This is a genomic window from Stenotrophomonas sp. Y6 (assembly GCF_022436665.1).
In the GTDB taxonomy this organism is placed as follows: Bacteria; Pseudomonadota; Gammaproteobacteria; order Xanthomonadales; family Xanthomonadaceae; genus Stenotrophomonas; species Stenotrophomonas acidaminiphila_A.
In genome coordinates, this window is record NZ_JAKUKB010000009.1 from 53,711 (window position 1) to 70,996 (window position 17,286).

12 protein-coding genes are annotated in these 17,286 nt (G+C 71.2%); 9 read left to right on the forward strand and 3 right to left on the reverse strand.

What is annotated here, in order from left to right; translation table 11 throughout:
* Window positions 1-65 precede the first annotated feature (65 nt).
* The 8 genes from MKP15_RS11850 to MKP15_RS11885 all read left to right on the forward strand — a co-directional run bounded on the left by MKP15_RS11850 (window position 66) and on the right by MKP15_RS11885 (window position 7,646).
* Window positions 66-824, forward strand: a complete 759-nt coding sequence (locus tag MKP15_RS11850) for an N-acetylmuramoyl-L-alanine amidase (protein ID WP_240212826.1) — start codon at window positions 66-68, stop codon at window positions 822-824.
* Between the two features lie 57 nt (window positions 825-881).
* Window positions 882-2,921 (forward strand): hypothetical protein, encoded by a 2,040-nt coding sequence (locus MKP15_RS11855; RefSeq protein WP_240212827.1) that lies wholly within the window; start codon window positions 882-884, stop codon window positions 2,919-2,921.
* Between the two features lie 21 nt (window positions 2,922-2,942).
* Window positions 2,943-3,647: a M15 family metallopeptidase gene (locus MKP15_RS11860; RefSeq protein WP_240212828.1), complete on the forward strand. Its 705-nt coding sequence runs from the start codon at window positions 2,943-2,945 to the stop codon at window positions 3,645-3,647.
* Between the two features lie 147 nt (window positions 3,648-3,794).
* A complete protein-coding gene (locus MKP15_RS11865) occupies window positions 3,795-4,175 on the forward strand; it encodes a hypothetical protein (RefSeq protein WP_240212829.1) in 381 nt (126 codons plus the stop codon).
* 221 nt (window positions 4,176-4,396) lie between these two features.
* On the forward strand, window positions 4,397-4,744 hold the full coding sequence (locus tag MKP15_RS11870) for an EF-hand domain-containing protein (RefSeq protein ID WP_240212830.1): 348 nt from the start codon (window positions 4,397-4,399) through the stop codon (window positions 4,742-4,744).
* Between the two features lie 82 nt (window positions 4,745-4,826).
* Complete coding sequence (locus MKP15_RS11875; RefSeq protein WP_240212831.1) at window positions 4,827-5,576, forward strand: HAD family hydrolase; 750 nt, start codon at window positions 4,827-4,829, stop codon at window positions 5,574-5,576.
* Entirely contained in the window at window positions 5,573-6,157 is a 585-nt protein-coding gene (locus MKP15_RS11880) for a hypothetical protein (protein ID WP_240212832.1), read from the forward strand. Before MKP15_RS11875 ends, MKP15_RS11880 begins: the two co-directional genes overlap by 4 nt.
* Before the next feature lie 124 nt (window positions 6,158-6,281).
* The gene (locus tag MKP15_RS11885; protein WP_240212833.1) at window positions 6,282-7,646 is read left to right on the forward strand and encodes a VOC family protein; all 1,365 of its coding nucleotides are present in this window, start codon (window positions 6,282-6,284) and stop codon (window positions 7,644-7,646) included.
* 246 nt (window positions 7,647-7,892) lie between these two features.
* Here MKP15_RS11885 and MKP15_RS11890 read toward each other — a convergent pair whose 3' ends face one another.
* The 3 genes from MKP15_RS11890 to MKP15_RS11900 form a co-directional block, all read right to left on the reverse strand.
* Window positions 7,893-11,012, reverse strand: coding sequence for an efflux RND transporter permease subunit (locus MKP15_RS11890; RefSeq protein ID WP_161614025.1), 3,120 nt, complete (start codon window positions 11,010-11,012; stop codon window positions 7,893-7,895).
* The gene (locus tag MKP15_RS11895; RefSeq protein ID WP_240212834.1) at window positions 11,009-14,245 is read right to left on the reverse strand and encodes an efflux RND transporter permease subunit; all 3,237 of its coding nucleotides are present in this window, start codon (window positions 14,243-14,245) and stop codon (window positions 11,009-11,011) included. The genes MKP15_RS11890 and MKP15_RS11895 overlap by 4 nt, the downstream gene beginning before the upstream one ends.
* A gap of 158 nt (window positions 14,246-14,403) precedes the next feature.
* Complete coding sequence (locus MKP15_RS11900) at window positions 14,404-15,654, reverse strand: efflux RND transporter periplasmic adaptor subunit (RefSeq protein ID WP_161614027.1); 1,251 nt, start codon at window positions 15,652-15,654, stop codon at window positions 14,404-14,406.
* Window positions 15,655-15,863: 209 nt separating this feature from the next.
* Between MKP15_RS11900 and MKP15_RS11905 the strand changes: the two genes are divergently transcribed.
* On the forward strand, window positions 15,864-17,180 hold the full coding sequence (locus tag MKP15_RS11905) for an amidohydrolase (protein WP_240212835.1): 1,317 nt from the start codon (window positions 15,864-15,866) through the stop codon (window positions 17,178-17,180).
* Window positions 17,181-17,286 lie beyond the last annotated feature (106 nt).

Sequence of the window (17,286 nt, forward strand, 5' to 3'; positions counted from 1 at the left end):
TGTCGGCAGGCCGCGCGCCGGTCCTGCCCTGATCCACGCACCACCGTCGTGCAAGCGAGGCGTTGATGAAGATGTCCACCAAGCTGTTGCTGCCAGCCGCGCTGCTGGCCCTGCTCACCGCCTGCGGCCACGCGCCGCCGCGCAACCCGCTGGCAGGCTGGGTGCCTTCGCCGAACCAGGACGTGCGCCGGCCGAACCTGATCGTCATCCACTTCACCGAACAGGATTCGGTGCAGCAGAGCCTGGATACGCTGCGCGGCCGCAACAGTGGCGGCCCGGTCAGCGCGCACTACCTGATCGGTGCCGACGGCACCCGCTACCAGCTGGTCAGCGACGAGCGCCGCGCCTGGCATGCCGGTGCCGGCAGCTGGGGCCCGTTCACCGACCTCAACTCCGCCTCGATCGGCATCGAGCTGGACAACGACGGCAGGTCGCCGTTCGCCGAGGCGCAGGTGCAGAGCCTGCTGGTGCTGCTGGAGGACCTGTGCACGCGCCTGCGCATCCCGCGCAGCCAGATCATCGGCCACCAGGACCTGGCGCCGACGCGCAAGCCCGACCCGGGCCCGCTGTTCCCGTGGAAGCGCCTGGCCGATGCCGGCTTCGGCCGCTGGCCCGCCGCCGATGCGCCGCCGGCGCCGGCCGGCTTCGACCCATGGACCGCGCTGCGCCTGATCGGCTACCCGCTGGACGACCGCGCCGCCACCGTGCGCGCGTTCCGCAACCATTTCCGCGGCCAGGGTGGCAGCGAACTGGACGCCGAGGACCTGCGCATCCTGCATGCGCTGGCCGCGGGCAACCTGGCCGCCCCGGCCGCCAACCCCTGAGGCGGCCGCATGACCCGACCGAACCGTGCCTCCTTCCCCCGTACCGGACGCATTGCCATGACGTTCGCCCTGAGCCTGGCGGCGATCAGCCCGGCCGCGCTTGCCGCCGATGCCGGCGAGCGGCTGGGGCTGCCGCCGTCACCGGCCTCCACCGGGTTCGTGCAGCAGCGCACCCAGTTCCAGCTGCATACGCTGCTGACCGAACAACGCCATCCCCGGACCTGGAACCTGAGTGAAGTCGCCGCGCACGACCCGGCGCAGGCGCTGGCGCAGCTGTTCTCGGTGGACGAGGACGTGGCCCGCGCCTTCGCCGCGCTGGCCGACGATCCGCAGCGCATGGCCAAGCTGCACGCCGCCTCGAGCGCGGTACAGCGCGCGCTGCGCGACGGCCATCGCATCTACTTCTACGGCACCGGCTCGACCGGGCGCCTGGCCGAGACCCTGGAAAGCGGCGTGTGGCGGCCGTTCTGGAAGCGCCTGCAGGCCGACCCGGCGTGGCCGCGCATCGCCGCCCGGCTGCCGGCCGGGCTGGGCGAGCGCGTGCGTGGCGAGATCACCGGTGGCGACCGCGCGCTGATCAGCTCGCTGGAAGGCTTCGAGGACCTGCAGCTGATCGGCGCGCTGCAGATGCGCGACGACGGCATCGGCGCCGACGACGTGGTGTTCGCGGTGACCGAAGGCGGCGAGACGTCGGCGGTGATCGGCACCGCGCTGGCCGCCGCCGACCAGCGCGGTGCGGGTACCGACCGGGTCTGGTTCGTCTACAACAACCCGGACGAGGTGCTGCGCCCGTTCGAGCGCAGCCGGCGCGTGCTCGATGACGCGCGCATCCACAAGATCGCCCTGCCCACCGGGCCGCAGGCCATCACCGGGTCCACCCGCATGCAGGCCACCACCACCAGCCTGTACGCGCTGGGGCTGGTGCTGGAAGACGCGCTGCGCGCGCTGCTGCTGCCGCAACTGGACGCCGCCGATGCGCGGCGCCTGGGGCTGGATGCCCGCGACACCATCGAAAGCCGCCTGCGCGGCTTCGCCGGCCTGCAGCGCCGCGTGGCCGCCAGTGCCCCGCAGCTGGCGCAATGGACCGCGCGCGAGGCGCAGGCCTATGCCGACGGCCGCCACGCCACCTACCTGGCCGGGCAGGCGCTGATGCCGGTGTTCGTGGACGTGACCGAACGCGCGCCGACCTTCCGGCTGGCGCCGCTGGACCGCACCGACACCACGCCGCCGGCGTCGTGGATCCGCGTGTGGGCGCCGGTGGCGACACCGCAGGCGGCCTGGGACGCACTGCTGCACCGCCCGTTCCACGGGCTGGATGCGGCGCAGTACCGCCCGCAGTTCGAGCAGAACGTGGACGATCCGGCGCTGCGCGCCACCGCGCTGCGCAGCCTGGAACGCGCCGGCGCCGAGCAGCAGGCGCTGTACGACCTGTCCTGGTCGCCGGGCAACCGCGAGCGGCTGCCGCCGCAGGCGGGCGACCTCGGCGTGCTGCTGCGTTACGCCGGCGAGCCGGTGGACGCACTGGCCCGGCAATGGTGGCAGGCGTTCGCCGATGCCGGCGCCGGCCGGCTCACCGTCACCGTGGGCCATGGCGCCGGCACCGGCGATGATTCCCGCGCGCTGGACGGCGCGGCGCCGGGCGTCGCGCTGGACCTGCCGCGCAGCAACGACCCGCTCGGCCTGGACCGCACGCTGGCGCTGAAGATGCTGCTCAACGCGCATTCGACCGCGGTGATGGCGCGGCTCGGGCGCACCGTGGGCAACACCATGACCGCGGTGCAGCCGGGCAACCTCAAGCTGATCGGCCGCGCCACCTACCTGATCCAGTCGCACGTCAACGCCGTGCTCGACGGCCAGCGCTGGCGCGCGCGGCACGGCAACACCGCGCCGCTGAGCTATGCCGAGGCCAACCGCGTGCTGTTCGAGGCGATCGACCAGCGCGCGCGCCTGGCCGAAGCGGCGCAGCTGCCCGAGGTGGAACTGGCGATCGTCGCCGTGCTCGAGCGCCTGGACAGCGGCAAGCCGCTGGATTGGGCCGGTGCCGCGCAGCTGCTGCGTGCCAAGGGCCTGAACGGCTACCTGCGCGGGCGCGCCTGAGCCATGGCCAGAGCCATTGCGATGAATGTCCGGTGTTGGATCGCGTTGCCTGCGTTGGCCGCCTGCGCCGCGGCGCAGGCGGCGGTACCGGTGGTGTCACCGGCGGCCACCCCGGCGCAGGCCGGCATGCTGGATGTCGCCACCCTGGCGCCCGGGTTCTCGCTGGACATGCGCTATGCCGGCAGCGACAACTTCACCGGCCGCCCGGTGCCCGGATACGACGCACCGCGCTGCTACCTGCTCGCCCCGGTCGCGCAGGCGCTGGCGCGCGTGCAGCGCACGCTGCAGGCGCAGGGCCACGCACTACGCCTGTACGACTGCTACCGCCCGGTGCGCTCGGTGCAGTCGTTCGTCGCCTGGGCGCACGACCCGGGTGACCAGCAGGCCAAGGCCCGCTATTACCCGAACATCGACAAGAGCCGGTTGCTGGACGGCTACATCGCCGAGCATTCCGGGCACAGCCGCGGCGCCACCGTCGACCTGGGCCTGCTCGACTGCCGCCAGGGCGGCTGCGTGGAGCTGGACATGGGCACCGGCTTCGACCGGTTCGATCCGCTGGCGCATACCGACAGCCCCGGGATCACCGCGCAGCAGCGCCACAACCGGCGCCTGCTGCTTGACGCAATGGCGGCCCAGGGCTTCGCCAACTACCCGATGGAGTGGTGGCACTACACCTTCCGCCCCGAGCCGACGCCCGATACCGCCTACGATTTCCCGGTGCGCTAGCACCACCGGCGCCGCGTCCGGCGGCGCTGCCGGCGTGTCGGCACCTGATGGCGTGGCCAGCAAAGCCGCAGCGCGGCAACCGGCGCACCTGCAGGCCGTGTGCCGCCGGCTACACTGCGGCGTCCCCGTTGCCATGACCGACCCCCGATGAACCTGGAACTCCACTACGGCCTGCTGGGCTCGCTGGAAGCAGCCCTGATCGCGCTGGCGGTCGGCTTCGTGGTGTTTTCCCTGTGGTGGCAGGTGTGCCGCCGCAGCGGCCTGTCGGCGGGCCATGCGATCGCCTGGCCGTGCCTGGCCGCGGTTGCGATCGGTGCCGGGGTGGATGGCTGGAACCTGTTCTACCTGGGCATGGTGCAGCTGGAGTCGCCGCTCTACGCGCGGCTGGCGCTGGCCGGCATCCACGACCCCGACCAGCTGGGCACGCGGGTGGTGCTGGAAGTGGCCGGCGCGCTGGTCGGGGTGGGGCTCGGATGGCGGGCGTTCAGCCCGCGCGCCACCGCCGGGGACGACACCCACGGCGACTGACGCCGGCCGATCCGCGCGGGCGTGCCGCGGATGGAACGCCCGAATGCGCGGCTTACCTGCGGCTCACGCATCGCTAACCAGGGCGGTAGCGGTTCCGGCGCGTGCGTTGGTTAACGCCGTGTCTGCGGCGGTTCCGCGGGGCGTGCGCGATTCAGCACCGGCCTGCGAGGGTGGGGGCGTGCGGAATCACCGCGCTTTCCAGACCGCAGGAGGAACACCTGATGACCGTTCGCAACCGCAACCCGCTGTTCGCCCTCGTCGCCGCCGCCGGTGCCGCACTGGCCATGCCGGCCATGGCCCAGGACGCCCGCGCCGAACAGCAGCACCAGGCGCACGAGCAGGCGGCGCAGGCCAGCGACACCCGCCAGGATGCTGCCGACGATGCCGCCACCCGCGGCAATGGCCAGTCGTGGGCCAGCTTGGACGCCGATGGCGACGGCAGCATCAGCCGCGCCGAATCGCAGGCCCACGCCGGGCTGGCGCAGGTGTTCGACACCGCCGATGCCGACAAGGACGGCAAGCTGACCCCGGACGAATACCGCACCTACACCGCCTCGCAGCAGAAGTAACGCGCCGGCCCTGGTGCCCCGGTCCCGGAAGAGCGGCCGCCGGCCGCTCTTCCCCCAGGGGCGGGTTGCTATCCTGTGGCGCATGACGCACGCACCCCACGCTCCCGCCCCCTCTTCCGCCATCGGCCTGGTCGGCTTCGACGGCGACGACACGCTCTGGAAGAGCGAAGACTATTACCGCCTGGCCGAGCAGGAATTCGAGTCCATCCTCGGCCATTACGTCGACCTGCACGATGCCGGCACCGCGCAGCACCTGCTCAAGGTGGAGCGGCGCAACCTGGCGATATTCGGCTACGGCGCCAAGGGCATGACCCTGTCGATGATCGAGGCGGCGATCGAGCTGACCGACGAGCGTATTTCCGCCGCCCACCTGCGCCAGATCGTCGAGATCGGCCGCCGCACCCTGCAGCATCCGGTCGAGGTGATCGACGGCGTGCGCGAAGCGGTGTCGGCCATCGCCGCGCGCTGGCCGGTGGTGCTGATCACCAAGGGCGACCTGTTCCACCAGGAGCAGAAGATCGAGCGCTCCGGCCTGCGCGACCTGTTCCCGCGGATCGAGATCGTCTCGGAGAAGGACCCGTCCACCTACGCCCGGGTGCTGGCCGAGTTCGGGCTGCCGGCCGAGCGCTTCGTGATGGTCGGCAACTCGCTGCGCTCGGACATCGAACCGGTGCTGGCGCTCGGCGGTTGGGGCGTGCATACCCCGTACGCGATGACCTGGGCGCACGAGGCCGAGCACGGCGTGTCCAGCGAGGAGCCGCGCCTGCGCCTGGCCGACACCGCCTGGCAGTGGCCGCAGGCAGTGGCCGCGATCGAAGCGGCCGGCCGATGAACCGGCGCGTGCGCGCGGTGCCACGGGTGGCATGGCTGCGCCGCTGCCTGCCCGCGTTGCTTGCGTGTGCTTCCGCGTTGCCCCTGCTCCCCGCGGTGGCAGCGGCACAGGCGGCCGCCGCGGACCCGGCGGCCACCGCGCCCGCCTACGAACCGGGGACCGGCGATGCCTGGCTCGACCGCCAGCTGGCCGACGTCAACCGCTACGCCGAGCGCTACCCCGACGCCTTCATCGACGAGCTGGTGCGCTATGGCGGCGCGCGCCGCGGCTACGTCGAGGCGCTGTTGCAGCAGCATGGCTGGGTGCCCGGCGACGTCTGGTTCGCCTGCTTCTGGGGCCAGGCCATCGGTGCCAGTTGCCGCGAGCCGGTGCAGGCGCGCAGCCGGCTCCCGGGCGAGGGCTGGCGAGCCGTGGTGGAAAGCCTGCCGGTGGCGCCGGACAACCTGCACTGGCGCGCCGTGCGCCACGCCCTGGTCGCCAGTTACGACCACTGGGACCGGCCGATCCGGCTGGACGCGCTGCTGCAGCGCCAGCTCGGTGACCGCGCGCGCCGCGATGCGGCCGCCCGTGGCCACGACTGACCGCCCGCGTCGCGGTGCCGTCGGTGCCGCGTCGGTACCGCGAAAGTATCCAATGCAATGGATGACCGGCTGACCCCATCCGGGCGAAAATAGCGGTTTCCCCTGCCGCGCCGCGCGCCCCGCCATGACCGCCGACCGTTTCGTCTCCGCCGATCACATCCGCAGCCTGTTCTCGCAGGCGATGTCGCACATGTACCGCACCGAGGTGCCGCTGTACGGCACGCTTGTGGAGCTGGTCGGCGAGGTCAACGCCGGCGTCCTGGCGGCGCAGCCGGAACTGGATGCGCAGATGCAGCGCAGTGGCGAGCGCGAACGCCTGGACGTGGAGCGCCACGGCGCGATCCGGGTCGGCACCGCGCAGGAGCTGTCCACGCTGCGCCGCCTGTTCGCGGTCATGGGCATGCAGCCGGTGGGCTACTACGACCTGTCGGTGGCCGGCGTGCCGGTGCACTCCACTGCGTTCCGCCCGGTCGATGGCGAATCGCTGAACCGCAATCCGTTCCGGGTGTTCACCTCGCTGCTGCGGCTGGAACTGATCGAGGACGAAGCGCTGCGCGCGCAGGCGGCCGGGATCCTGTCCCGGCGCACGATCTTCACCCCGGGCGTGCTGCAGCTCATCGAGCAGTGCGAACGCGATGGCGGCCTGTCCGGCGAGGATGCCTGGCGCTTCGTGGTCGAGGCACTGGAGACCTTCCGCTGGCACAACGAGGCCACCGTGTCGCTGCAGACCTACCACGCCCTGCATGCCGCGCACCGGCTGGTGGCCGATGTGGTCAGCTTCCGTGGCCCGCACATCAACCACCTCACGCCGCGCACGCTCGACATCGATGCCGCGCAGGCGGCGATGCACGCGCGCGGCCTGGCCGCCAAGGCGGTGATCGAAGGCCCGCCGCGCCGCGCGTGCCCGATCCTGCTGCGCCAGACCAGCTTCAAGGCGCTGGAGGAACTGGTGCACTTCCCCTCGGGCGAGGACAACGCCGCCGGCACCCATACCGCGCGTTTCGGCGAGATCGAGCAGCGCGGCCTGGCGCTGACTCCCAAGGGCCGCGCGCTGTACGACGCGCTGCTGGCCCAGGCGCGCGACAACGGCGGCGCCGGCAGCACCGGTGGCGACTACATGCAGCGCCTGCAGGCGGCGTTCGCCGGCTTCCCCGACGACCACGCCACCCTGCGCCGCGAGGGCCTGGGCTACTACCGCTACGCGCTGACCGATGCCGGCCGCGCGCTGCCGGCGGCCGAGCGCGCACTGCCGGCCGAGGTGCTGATCGACCGCGGCCTGGCCGTCGCCGAACCCATCGTCTACGAAGACTTCCTGCCGGTCAGCGCCGCGGGCATCTTCCAGTCCAACCTGGGCGGCGAGGAGCAGCGCGCCTATGCGGCGCGTGCCAACCGCGAAGCGTTCGAGCAGGCCCTGGGGGCGACGGTGGCCGACGAATTCGCGATCTACGAGCGCCTGCAGGCGGAATCGCTGGCGCAGCTGGTGGCCTGATCCGTGGCGATGGGGCCGGTACGACACGCCGGCTGCCGGCGCGACTGTGCTTGCCCCATCTGCTGCCGGCCTCCATCCGCCGGCCATGTCGCTGCGGACGGAAACCCGCACGTATGAACCGCGTGCAGCCGTTGGCCGGGGTGACGGCTGCGTCGCCGCGATGGTGATCTCCGCGATGCCGCGCAATGCCAGGCAGGGACGTTCCCGGCTACGTTCCATCGGAACGTAGCCCCGTGCAGGAGACGATCAGGCCCGTGCGACCCGCCGCTGGCCCTTGCGCTCGCGGCGGCGTGCGCGCCAGCCGCGCCAGTGCTGCTGCAGGCAGGAGAAGATCACGTACAGCGCCGGGGTGCTGAGCAGGGTCAGGCTCTGCGAGATCAGCAGGCCGCCGATCATCGCGATGCCCAGCGGGCGGCGCAGTTCCGAGCCTTCGCCCAGGCCGATCGCCAGCGGCAGCGCCGCCAGGATCGCGACCATCGTGGTCATCATGATCGGGCGGAAGCGCACGATGCTGGCCTCGCGCACCGCTTCGGCCGGCGACCTGCCGTGTTCGCGCTGCGCCACCAGGGCGAAGTCGATCATCATGATCGCGTTCTTCTTGACGATGCCGATCAGCAGCACTAGGGCGATGGTCGAGATCACCGACAGGTCGGTGTTGGTCACCCACAACGCCAGCAGCGCGCCCATGCCGGCGGCCGGCAGGGTGGACAGGATCGTCACCGGGTGCACCAGGTTCTCGTACAGCATGCCCAGCACGATGTAGACGGTGGCGATGGCGGCGATGATCAGCATCAGCATCGCCGCCGGGTCCAGCGCCTGGCGGAAGCCGCCGGGTTCGGCCTGGCGGATGTCACCGGGCATGCGCAGGCCGTCGATGGCGGCCTTGACGATGGCGTCGCCTTCGCCACTGCTGACCCCGGGCGCCAGGTTGTAGCTCAGGTCCATCACCGTGTACTGGTTCTGGTGGGTCACCTGCGACGGCGCCAGCCCGGGTTCCTGGTGGGCGAAGGCGGTCAGCGGGATCATCTGCCCGCTGCTGGAGCGCACGTACACGTCGTCGATGGCCGCCGGGCTGCCGGTCTGTTCCGGCAGCGCGTTGACCACCACGCCGTACTGGTTGAGATCGGCGTAGATGGTGGAGATCTGGCGCTGGCCGAAGGCGCCGTACAGCGCGCCGTCGATCGCGCCGATGCTTACGCCCAGGCGCGAGGCCTTCTCGCGGTCGATGACGATCTTCTGCATCAGCCCGCCCTTGTCCACGTCCGAGCCGACGTCGCGCAGCTTCGGGTTCTGCTTCAGCACCTCGACCAGCTTGGGCAGCCATTCGGCCAGTTGCGCGGCATCGTTGCCCTGCAGGGTGACGCGGTTCTGCGCGCCCTGGCCGCCACCGCCGCCGCCGTCGGACGGCAGGTCCTGGATGGCGCGCAGGCGCACGTCCAGGTCCGGGAACTGCGCCGCCTTGGCGCTGAGCCGGGCCACCACCAGGCTGGTCGGCTCGCGTCGGCCCTCGGCCATGGTCCTGAGCTCGATGTTGAACTGCGCGCTGCTGCCCTGGCGGCTGGAACCCAGCCGCGAGCCGACCATCTTCACCGCCGGGTCGGCCAGGAACATGTCGCTCAGGCGCCGCTGCCGCTGGCTCATCTCGGCGAACGACACCGTGGCGCTGGAGCTGGCGCGGCCCCAGATCAGGCCGGTGTCCTGCTCGGGGAAGTTGCCCTTGCCGACCGCGCCGGCCAGGTAGAACGTGGCCACGATCAGCAGCAGCGGGGTGAGCGCCAGCAGCAGCGCATGGCGCAGCGAGAAATCCAGCGCCACCGTGTACACCTTCAGCATGCCGCCGTGCACGCGGTCGAGCAGGCGGTGCATGCGCGATTCGCGCACGTGCGCCGCGTGCGGCTGCAGGAAGCGCGCGCACAGCGCCGGGGTCAGGGTCAGCGACACCAGCGCCGACACCATGATCGCCGCCACCAGGGTCAGGGTGAACTCGCGGAAGAACGCGCCGAGCATGCCCTGGGCGAAGATGATCGGCAGGAACACCGCCACCAGCGAGGCGGTGATGGAGACGATGGTGAAGCCGATCTCGCGCGCACCCGCCATCGCCGCCTGCAGGCGCGGCATGCCGGCGTCCAGGTGGCGCATGATGTTCTCGATCACCACGATGGCGTCGTCGACCACGAAACCAATGGCGATGACCAACGCCAGCAGGGTCAGGTTGTTGAGGGTGAAACCCAGCACCATCATCACCACCGCCGCGCCGGCCAGCGACAGCGGCACGGTGACCGCGGCGATCAGCGTCGGCGCCAGCCGGCGCAGGAACAGCGCCATGGTCAGCACCACCATCGCCAGGCTGATCATCAGGGTGATCTGCACCTCGGCCAGCGACGCGCGGATGGTCGGAGTGCGGTCGAAGTAGGGGGTGAGCGTGGTGCCGGCATCGAGATGGCTGGACAGCGCCGGCATTTCCGCCTTGACCCGGTCCACGGTCGCCACCAGGTTGGCGCCGCTGCGCAGGTACACGTACATCAGCACGCCGCGCTTGCCGTTGAACCAGGCCGCCTGGAACGCGTCCTGCTGACCGTCGTAGACGGTGGCGATGTCCTTCAGCCGCACCACCGCGCCGTCGTGGCTGGCAATGGCGATGTTGGCGAAATCGGCGGCCCTGCGTACCTGGTCGTTGAGGACGATGGCGGTCTGGCTGCGGCCGTCGTCGAGGAAGCCCAGCGGCGAGGCCACGTTGGCCGCGCGCATGGCGTTGCGCAGGTCGTCCGGGCTCAGCCCCAGCGCGTTCATCGCGCGCAGGTTCAGGTCCACGCGCACCGCCGGGGTCGAGGCGCCGGCGATGTCCACCTGCGATACCCCCGGCAACTGGCGCAGGCGCTGCGCCAGCAGCGAATCGGCCAGGTTGTAGAGCTGCGCGACCGACTGCGTGTCCGAGGTCAGCGACAGCGCGATCACCGGGTCGTCGTTGGGGTTGGCCTTCTGGTAGGTGGGCGTGTTGATGCCGGCCGGCAGGTCGGCCATGGCGGCGTTGATCGCCGCCTGCACGTCCTGCGCGGCGGCGTCGATATCGCGGCTGGTGTCGAACATCAGGAACACCATGCTGCGCCCGTCGCTGCTGCTCGAGCGCATGGTGCTGATGCCCGGCACCTGGCCGAGGTGGCGTTCCAGCGGCGCGGTGACGGTGGCGGCCATGGTGTCGGCGTCGGCGCCGATGTTGCTGGCCTGCACGAAGATCACCGGGATCGACAGGTTCGGCAGCGCCGCCACGCCCAGCCGCAGGTAGCAGAGCAGGCCGGCGAAGAACAGGCCGATGGCCAGCAGGCTGATGCCGATCGGGCGCTTGATGAAGGGCGCGGAGATGTTCATGCCGTGCGCTTGCCGGCGGCCTGCAGGCGTGCGGCCGCGCGCTGCTCGCGGCGCCGCGCGGCCCACTCGGAGAACCGCTCGAAGTACAGGTAGATCACCGGCGTGGTGTACAGCGTGACCAGCTGCGACAGCAGCAGGCCACCGACGATGGCCACGCCCAGCGGGCGCCGCAGCTCCGAGCCGATGCCGGTGCCCAGCGCCAGTGGCAGCGCGCCGAGCATGGCCGCGGCGGTGGTCATCATGATCGGGCGGAAGCGCAGCAGGCAGGCGCGGCGGATCGCATCGAAGGCGTTCATGCCGGCGCGCTGCGCGTCCAGCGCGAAGTCGATCATCATGATCGCGTTCTTCTTGACGATGCCGATCAGCAGCACGATGCCGACGATGCCGTCCACCGACAGGCTCATCCCGCACAGGTACAGCGCCAGCAGCGCGCCGACCCCGGCCGGCGGCAGGGTGGAGATGATGGTCAGCGGATGGATCCAGCTCTCGTAGAGCACGCCGAGCACGATGTAGATCACCGCGATGGCGGCCAGCAGCAGCATCACCACGTCGGTCTGGCTGCTGGAGAACTCGGCCGCGGTGCCGACGAACTGCGCCTGCATCTGCGGCGGCAGCTGCAGCGCGGCCACGGCCTTGTTGATCGCCGCCACGCCTTCGGACAGCGAATAGCCCGGGGCCAGGTTGAACGAGATCGTCGCCGACGGCAGCTGCTGCTGGTGGCTGACGACCAGTGGCGCGGTGCCCGGGGTGGCGGTGGCGATGGCCGACAGCGGAATGCTGCCGCCGGCGCCCAGCGCGATGCCGGTGTTGCTGTTGCCGATGCCGGTGGCGGTGGAGGAGTTGCTGGAGCTGACCTGGCCCAGGGTGGTGGCGTTGCTGCCGGTGAGCGCGCCGCTGCCGTTGCTGCCGATCGCCAGCTGGTTCATCAGCGCGTCGGCGGTGCGGAACTCCGGCGCCACCTCCAGCACCACGCGGTACTGGTTGAGCTGGGTGAAGATGGTGGAGATCTGGCGCTGGCCGTAGGCGTCGTACAGGGTGTCGTCGATGGTCTGCATCGGCACGCCGTAGCGGCTGGCCTTGTCGCGGTCCACTTCCACGTGCAGGGCGCGGCCGTGGTCGGCCAGGTTGTTGTCGACGTCGGCCAGCTCCGGCAGGCGGCGCAGCGCGTCGGTGACGCGCGCGGCCTGCTCGGCCAACTCCCGGCTGTCCATGTCCGACAGCGAGAACTGGTAGGCGGTGGCGGCCACGCGCGTGTCCAGGGTCACGTCCTGCACCGGCTTGAGGTACAGCGCGACGCCGGGGATGTGCGCGGCGGCGGCCTGCAGCCGCGGCAGGATCGTGTCCAGGCTGCCGCGCTCGCCGCGATCCTTGAGCACGATGTTCAGCTGGCCCTGGTTGAGCGTGGGGTTCATCGAGCCGGCGCCGATGTAGGCGGCCACGCCGGTCACCGCCGCGTCCTGGCGCAACGCCTCGGCCACCGCCTGGGTGCGCTGCTGCATCTGCTCGAAGGCCACGTTCTGGTCGGCGATCACCACGCCGGTGATCATGCCGGTGTCCTGGTCGGGCAGCAGGCCCTTGGGAATGGCGATGTACAGCAGCACGGTCAGTACCACCGAGCCCAGGGCGATGCCCAGGGTCATGCGCTGGTGGCGCAGCACCCAATCCAGGCTGGATTCGTACAGGTGCACCAGCCGCGACCACGCCGTCACCTTGCCCTGCGCGGCGGCGCGCTCGTGGGCATCGTCGCCCTCGGGCAGCGCGTCGGGCTTGAGCAGGTAGGCGCACATCATCGGGGTGAGCGTCAGCGAGATCAGCATCGAGATCGCCACCGCGATCGACAGCACCCAGGCGAACTCGTGGAACAGGCGGCCGGTGACGCCGGGCATCAGGATCAGCGGCAGGAACACCGCGATCAGCGACACGGTCAGCGACAGCACGGTGAAGCCGATCTCCCTGGCGCCGGTTTCGGCGGCATCCTGGCCGTCCTTGCCCTGCTCGATGTAGCGCACGATGTTCTCGATCATCACGATCGCGTCGTCGACCACGAAGCCGGTGGCCACGGTCAGCGCCATCAGCGACAGGTTGTCCAGCGACATGCCGGCGAAGGCCATCACCCCGAAGGTGCCCAGCAGCGACAGCGGCACCGCCACCGAGGGGATCACCGTTGCCCACAGCCGGCGCAGGAACACGAAGATCACCGCCACCACCAGGCAGATGGTCAGGATGAGGGTGAACTGCACGTCGTGCACCGAGGCGCGGATGGTGACGGTGCGGTCGGAGAACACGTCCAGCTTCACGTCCGCCGGCAACATGCCCTGCAGGCCGGGCAGAATCTGGCGGATGCTCTCCACGGTCTTGACGATGTTGGCGCCGGGCTGGCGCCGCACTTCCAGCAGCACCGCCGGCTTGCCGTCGGCCCAAGCCGCGATCTGGTCGTTCTCCACCCCGTCGACCACGCTGGCCACGTCGCGCAGCCGCACCGGCGCGCCGTTGCGGTAGCGCACGATGATGTCGTTGTAGTCGGCCGCGTCGCTGAGCTGGTCGTTGGTGGACAGCGTGTAGCTCTGGGTCTTGCCGTTGAGCGAGCCCTTGGGCGCGTTGACGTTGGCCTGGGTCAGCGCGCTGCGCAGGTCTTCCAGGGTCATGCCCATGTTGGCCAGCTGCGCCGGGTTGGCCTGGATGCGCACGGCCGGGCGCACGTTGCCGGCGATCGACACCAGGCCGACGCCGTCCACCTGCGACAGGCGCTGCGCCAGCACCGAGTCGGCCAGGTCGTTGACCTCGCGCAGCGGGCGCGTGTCCGAGGCCAGCTTGAGGGTCAGGATCGGCGCGTCGGCCGGATTTACCCGGTTGTAGACCGGCTGGTACGGCAGCGAGCCGGGCAGGGTGGCCTGGCGGATCGCCGCCTGCACGTCCTGGGCGGCGGTGTCGATGTCGCGCTCCATCGAGAACTGCAGCACGATCGTGGACAGGCCGGCCGAGGAGTCGGAAGTCATCAGGTCCAGGCCGGAGATCTGGCCCAGCTGCCGCTCCAGCGGCGTGGTCACCAGCGAGGCCATGGTCTGCGCGCTGGCGCCGGGGTACTGCGTGGTCACCACCAGGCTGGGTGCTTCGATCTCGGGCAGGGCCGAAACCGGCAGGCGCTGGTAGCCAAGGATGCCGAGCAGCATCAGCCCGACCATCAGCAGCGAGGTGGCGATGGGGCGGCGGATGAAGAGAGTCGAGAAGCCCACGGTCGATTCCTGTGGTGAGAGTGTGCGCGGCGCGGGGCGGTCAGTGCCTGCCCCAGCTCCGGCCGCGCGCGTCGCGTGCACCGCACCGGGTGTTCACGCGTGCATATGGAGCCGGTGCCCGCGCCGCGCCGTCGCGCGCGGCAGGCAGCGGCCGCGCCTCAACGCGGGCCACGACCGCCCCGGCCGCCGCCGCCGCGCTTCTCGCTGGCGGCCTTGAGCTGCGCCTCGGTCGGTGCCGGCGGCGCCTGCCCCGGCTGCAGCGGATTGACCGCGACGCCTTCCTTGAGCCGGAACTGGCCTTCGGTCACCACCTTGTCGCCCGGCTGCAGGCCCTTGCTGATGACCACGTGGCTGTCGTCGACCTGGCCGCCCTGCACCACCTCGCGCAGGGTGACGGTGTTGTCCGGCTTGATCAGGTAGACGAAGTCGCCGGTGCTGCTGCGCTGCACCGCTTCGGCCGGCACCACCACCGCGTCGGGCAGCTCGTCGAGCTTCATGCGCACGTTGACGAACTGGCCCGGCCACAGCGCCTGGTCGGCGTTGGGGAACTCGGCGCGCAGGCGGAAGGTGCCGCTGCTGGCGCTGATCTGGTTGTCCACCACCTGCAGCCTGCCGTCGGCGTTGACCACGCTGCCGCCGGCGCGGTCCAGCGTCGCGGCTTCCAGCGGTCCCTTGCCCTGCGCCGCGCGCACCGCCTCCAACTGCTGCTCGGGCAGGTTGAACAGCACGTAGATCGGCTGCAGCTGGGTCAGGGTGACGATCGCCGTACCGGCGCTGACCACGTTGCCGGGGTCGACCGCGCGGATGCCAGCCACGCCGTCGATCGGCGAGACGATGCGGGTGTAGCCCAGCTGCACCCTGCTCTGGTTGGCGCTGGCCTGGGCCGCCGCCACCGCGGCCTGGTACTGCGCGACCTGGTTGCGCAGGGTGGTCAGGTCGGTCTGCGCCACGTACTGGCGGTAGGCCTCGGAATTGGAGCGTTCGTAGTTGGACTGGGCGGTCGCCAGCAGGGCCTGGTTCTGGCGCTGGCTGGCGATGGCCTGGTCGTACTGGGCCTGGAAGGTGCGCGGGTCGATCCGGGCGAGCAGGTCGCCCTTCTTCACCGTCTGCCCTTCCTTGAAGTCCACGCTCAGCAGCTCGCCCCCCACCTGCGGGCTGACCGTGACCGTGTTGTAGGCGGCCACCGTGCCCTGCGCGGTGACATACACCGGCACGTTCCTGCGTTCGGCCGCCACCGCGGTGACCGGCACCGGATCGCGTGCCTTGTCGCCGCCGCCCCGGCCTCCCGGGCCGCCCGCGGTTGGTGCCGCGCCGCCGGCCTGCTTGCCGCCCCCCATCATCCGGTAGCCGATTCCCGCCACCAGCAGGACGGCGATGACGAGCAGCACGATCTTCCAGAAACGCGACATGCAAAAACTCCCGAGGAACCGATGGGCGAAGGGGCGGGCACAACGGCGCAGAGCATAACGCCGGGCCATGACAGCGGCTGCATGACCGATGGGCCACGCGCTCTGACCGGCAAGGGGGGTGAACGGTTCCGCGCGGCATCGGTTGACACTCGTCGCCCCGGTTCGTTTGCCCTACATTCACCTCTCGATTGCCGACGAGGAATGCCTGGATGATCCGCAAGACCGTTGTGTTGACCGCGCTGGCGTGCGCCCTGGCCCCTGCGGCCGCGCTGGCCGGCGATGCCCAGCGCCCCGAGGTCGCGGCCGCCGCCGCGCGCCTGCAGCAGCAGGTGGTGGAGTGGCGCCGCGACTTCCACCAGCATCCGGAGCTGTCCAACCGCGAAGCGCGCACCGCCGCCAAGGTCGCCGAACGCCTGCGCGCGATGGGCCTGCAGCCGAAGACCGGGGTGGCCGTGCACGGCGTGGTCGCGGTCATCAAGGGCGGCCTGCCGGGCCCCAAGATCGCCCTGCGCGCGGACATGGACGCACTGCCGGTGACCGAGCAGACCGGGCTGCCGTTCGCGTCCACCGCCACCGCCGAGTACCGCGGCGAGAAGGTCGGGGTGATGCACGCCTGCGGCCACGACGCCCACACCGCCACCCTGCTCGGCGTGGCCGACGCGCTGGTGGCGATGCGCGACACGCTGCCCGGCGAAGTGATGCTGATCTTCCAGCCGGCCGAGGAGGGCGCGCCGCCGCCGGAGCAGGGCGGTGCCGAACTGATGCTCAAGGAAGGGCTGTTCAAGGACTTCAAGCCGGAGGCGGTGTTCGGCCTGCATGTGTTCTCCAGCGTCCAGGCCGGGCAGATCGCCGTGCGTGGCGGCCCGCTGATGGCCGCGTCGGACCGCTTCGCCATCACCGTCAACGGCCGCCAGACCCACGGCTCGGCGCCGTGGAACGGCATCGACCCGATCGTCGCCGCCTCCGACCTGATCGGCACCGCGCAGACCATCGTCAGCCGCCGCGCCAACCTGTCCAAACAGCCGGCGGTGCTCACCTTCGGCGCGATCAAGGGCGGCATCCGCTACAACATCATCCCCGACGCGGTGGAGATGGTCGGCACCATCCGCACCTTCGACCCGGACATGCGCCGGCAGATCTTCGCCGACCTGCGCAGCGTCGCCGAGCACACCGCGGCCGCGCACGGCGCCAGCGCCACCACCGACATCTACGAGAAGGACGGCAACCCGGCCACGGTCAACGATCCGGCGTTGACCGCGCGCATGCTGCCCAGCCTGCAGGCCGTGGTCGGCAAGGACAATGTCTACGAGCCGCCGCTGCAGATGGGCTCGGAGGACTTCTCGCTGTACGCGCAGCAGGTGCCGGCGATGTTCTTCTTCGTCGGCTCGACCGGGCAGGGCATCGATCCGGCCACCGCGCCCAGCAACCACTCGCCGAAGTTCCTGCTCGACGAGACGGCGCTGGACGTCGGCCTGCGCGCGCTGCTGCAGGTGTCGCTGGACTACCTGCACGGCGCCCGGGGCTGAGCCGCGGCGGGTACCGGCAACGGCGGGCGGCCGCACAGCCGCCGCCCGCCTGGCCGTGGCGCCGGGCCCTGGCCCGGTGACGCGCGCGCCTGTGTGCCCCCGGGAA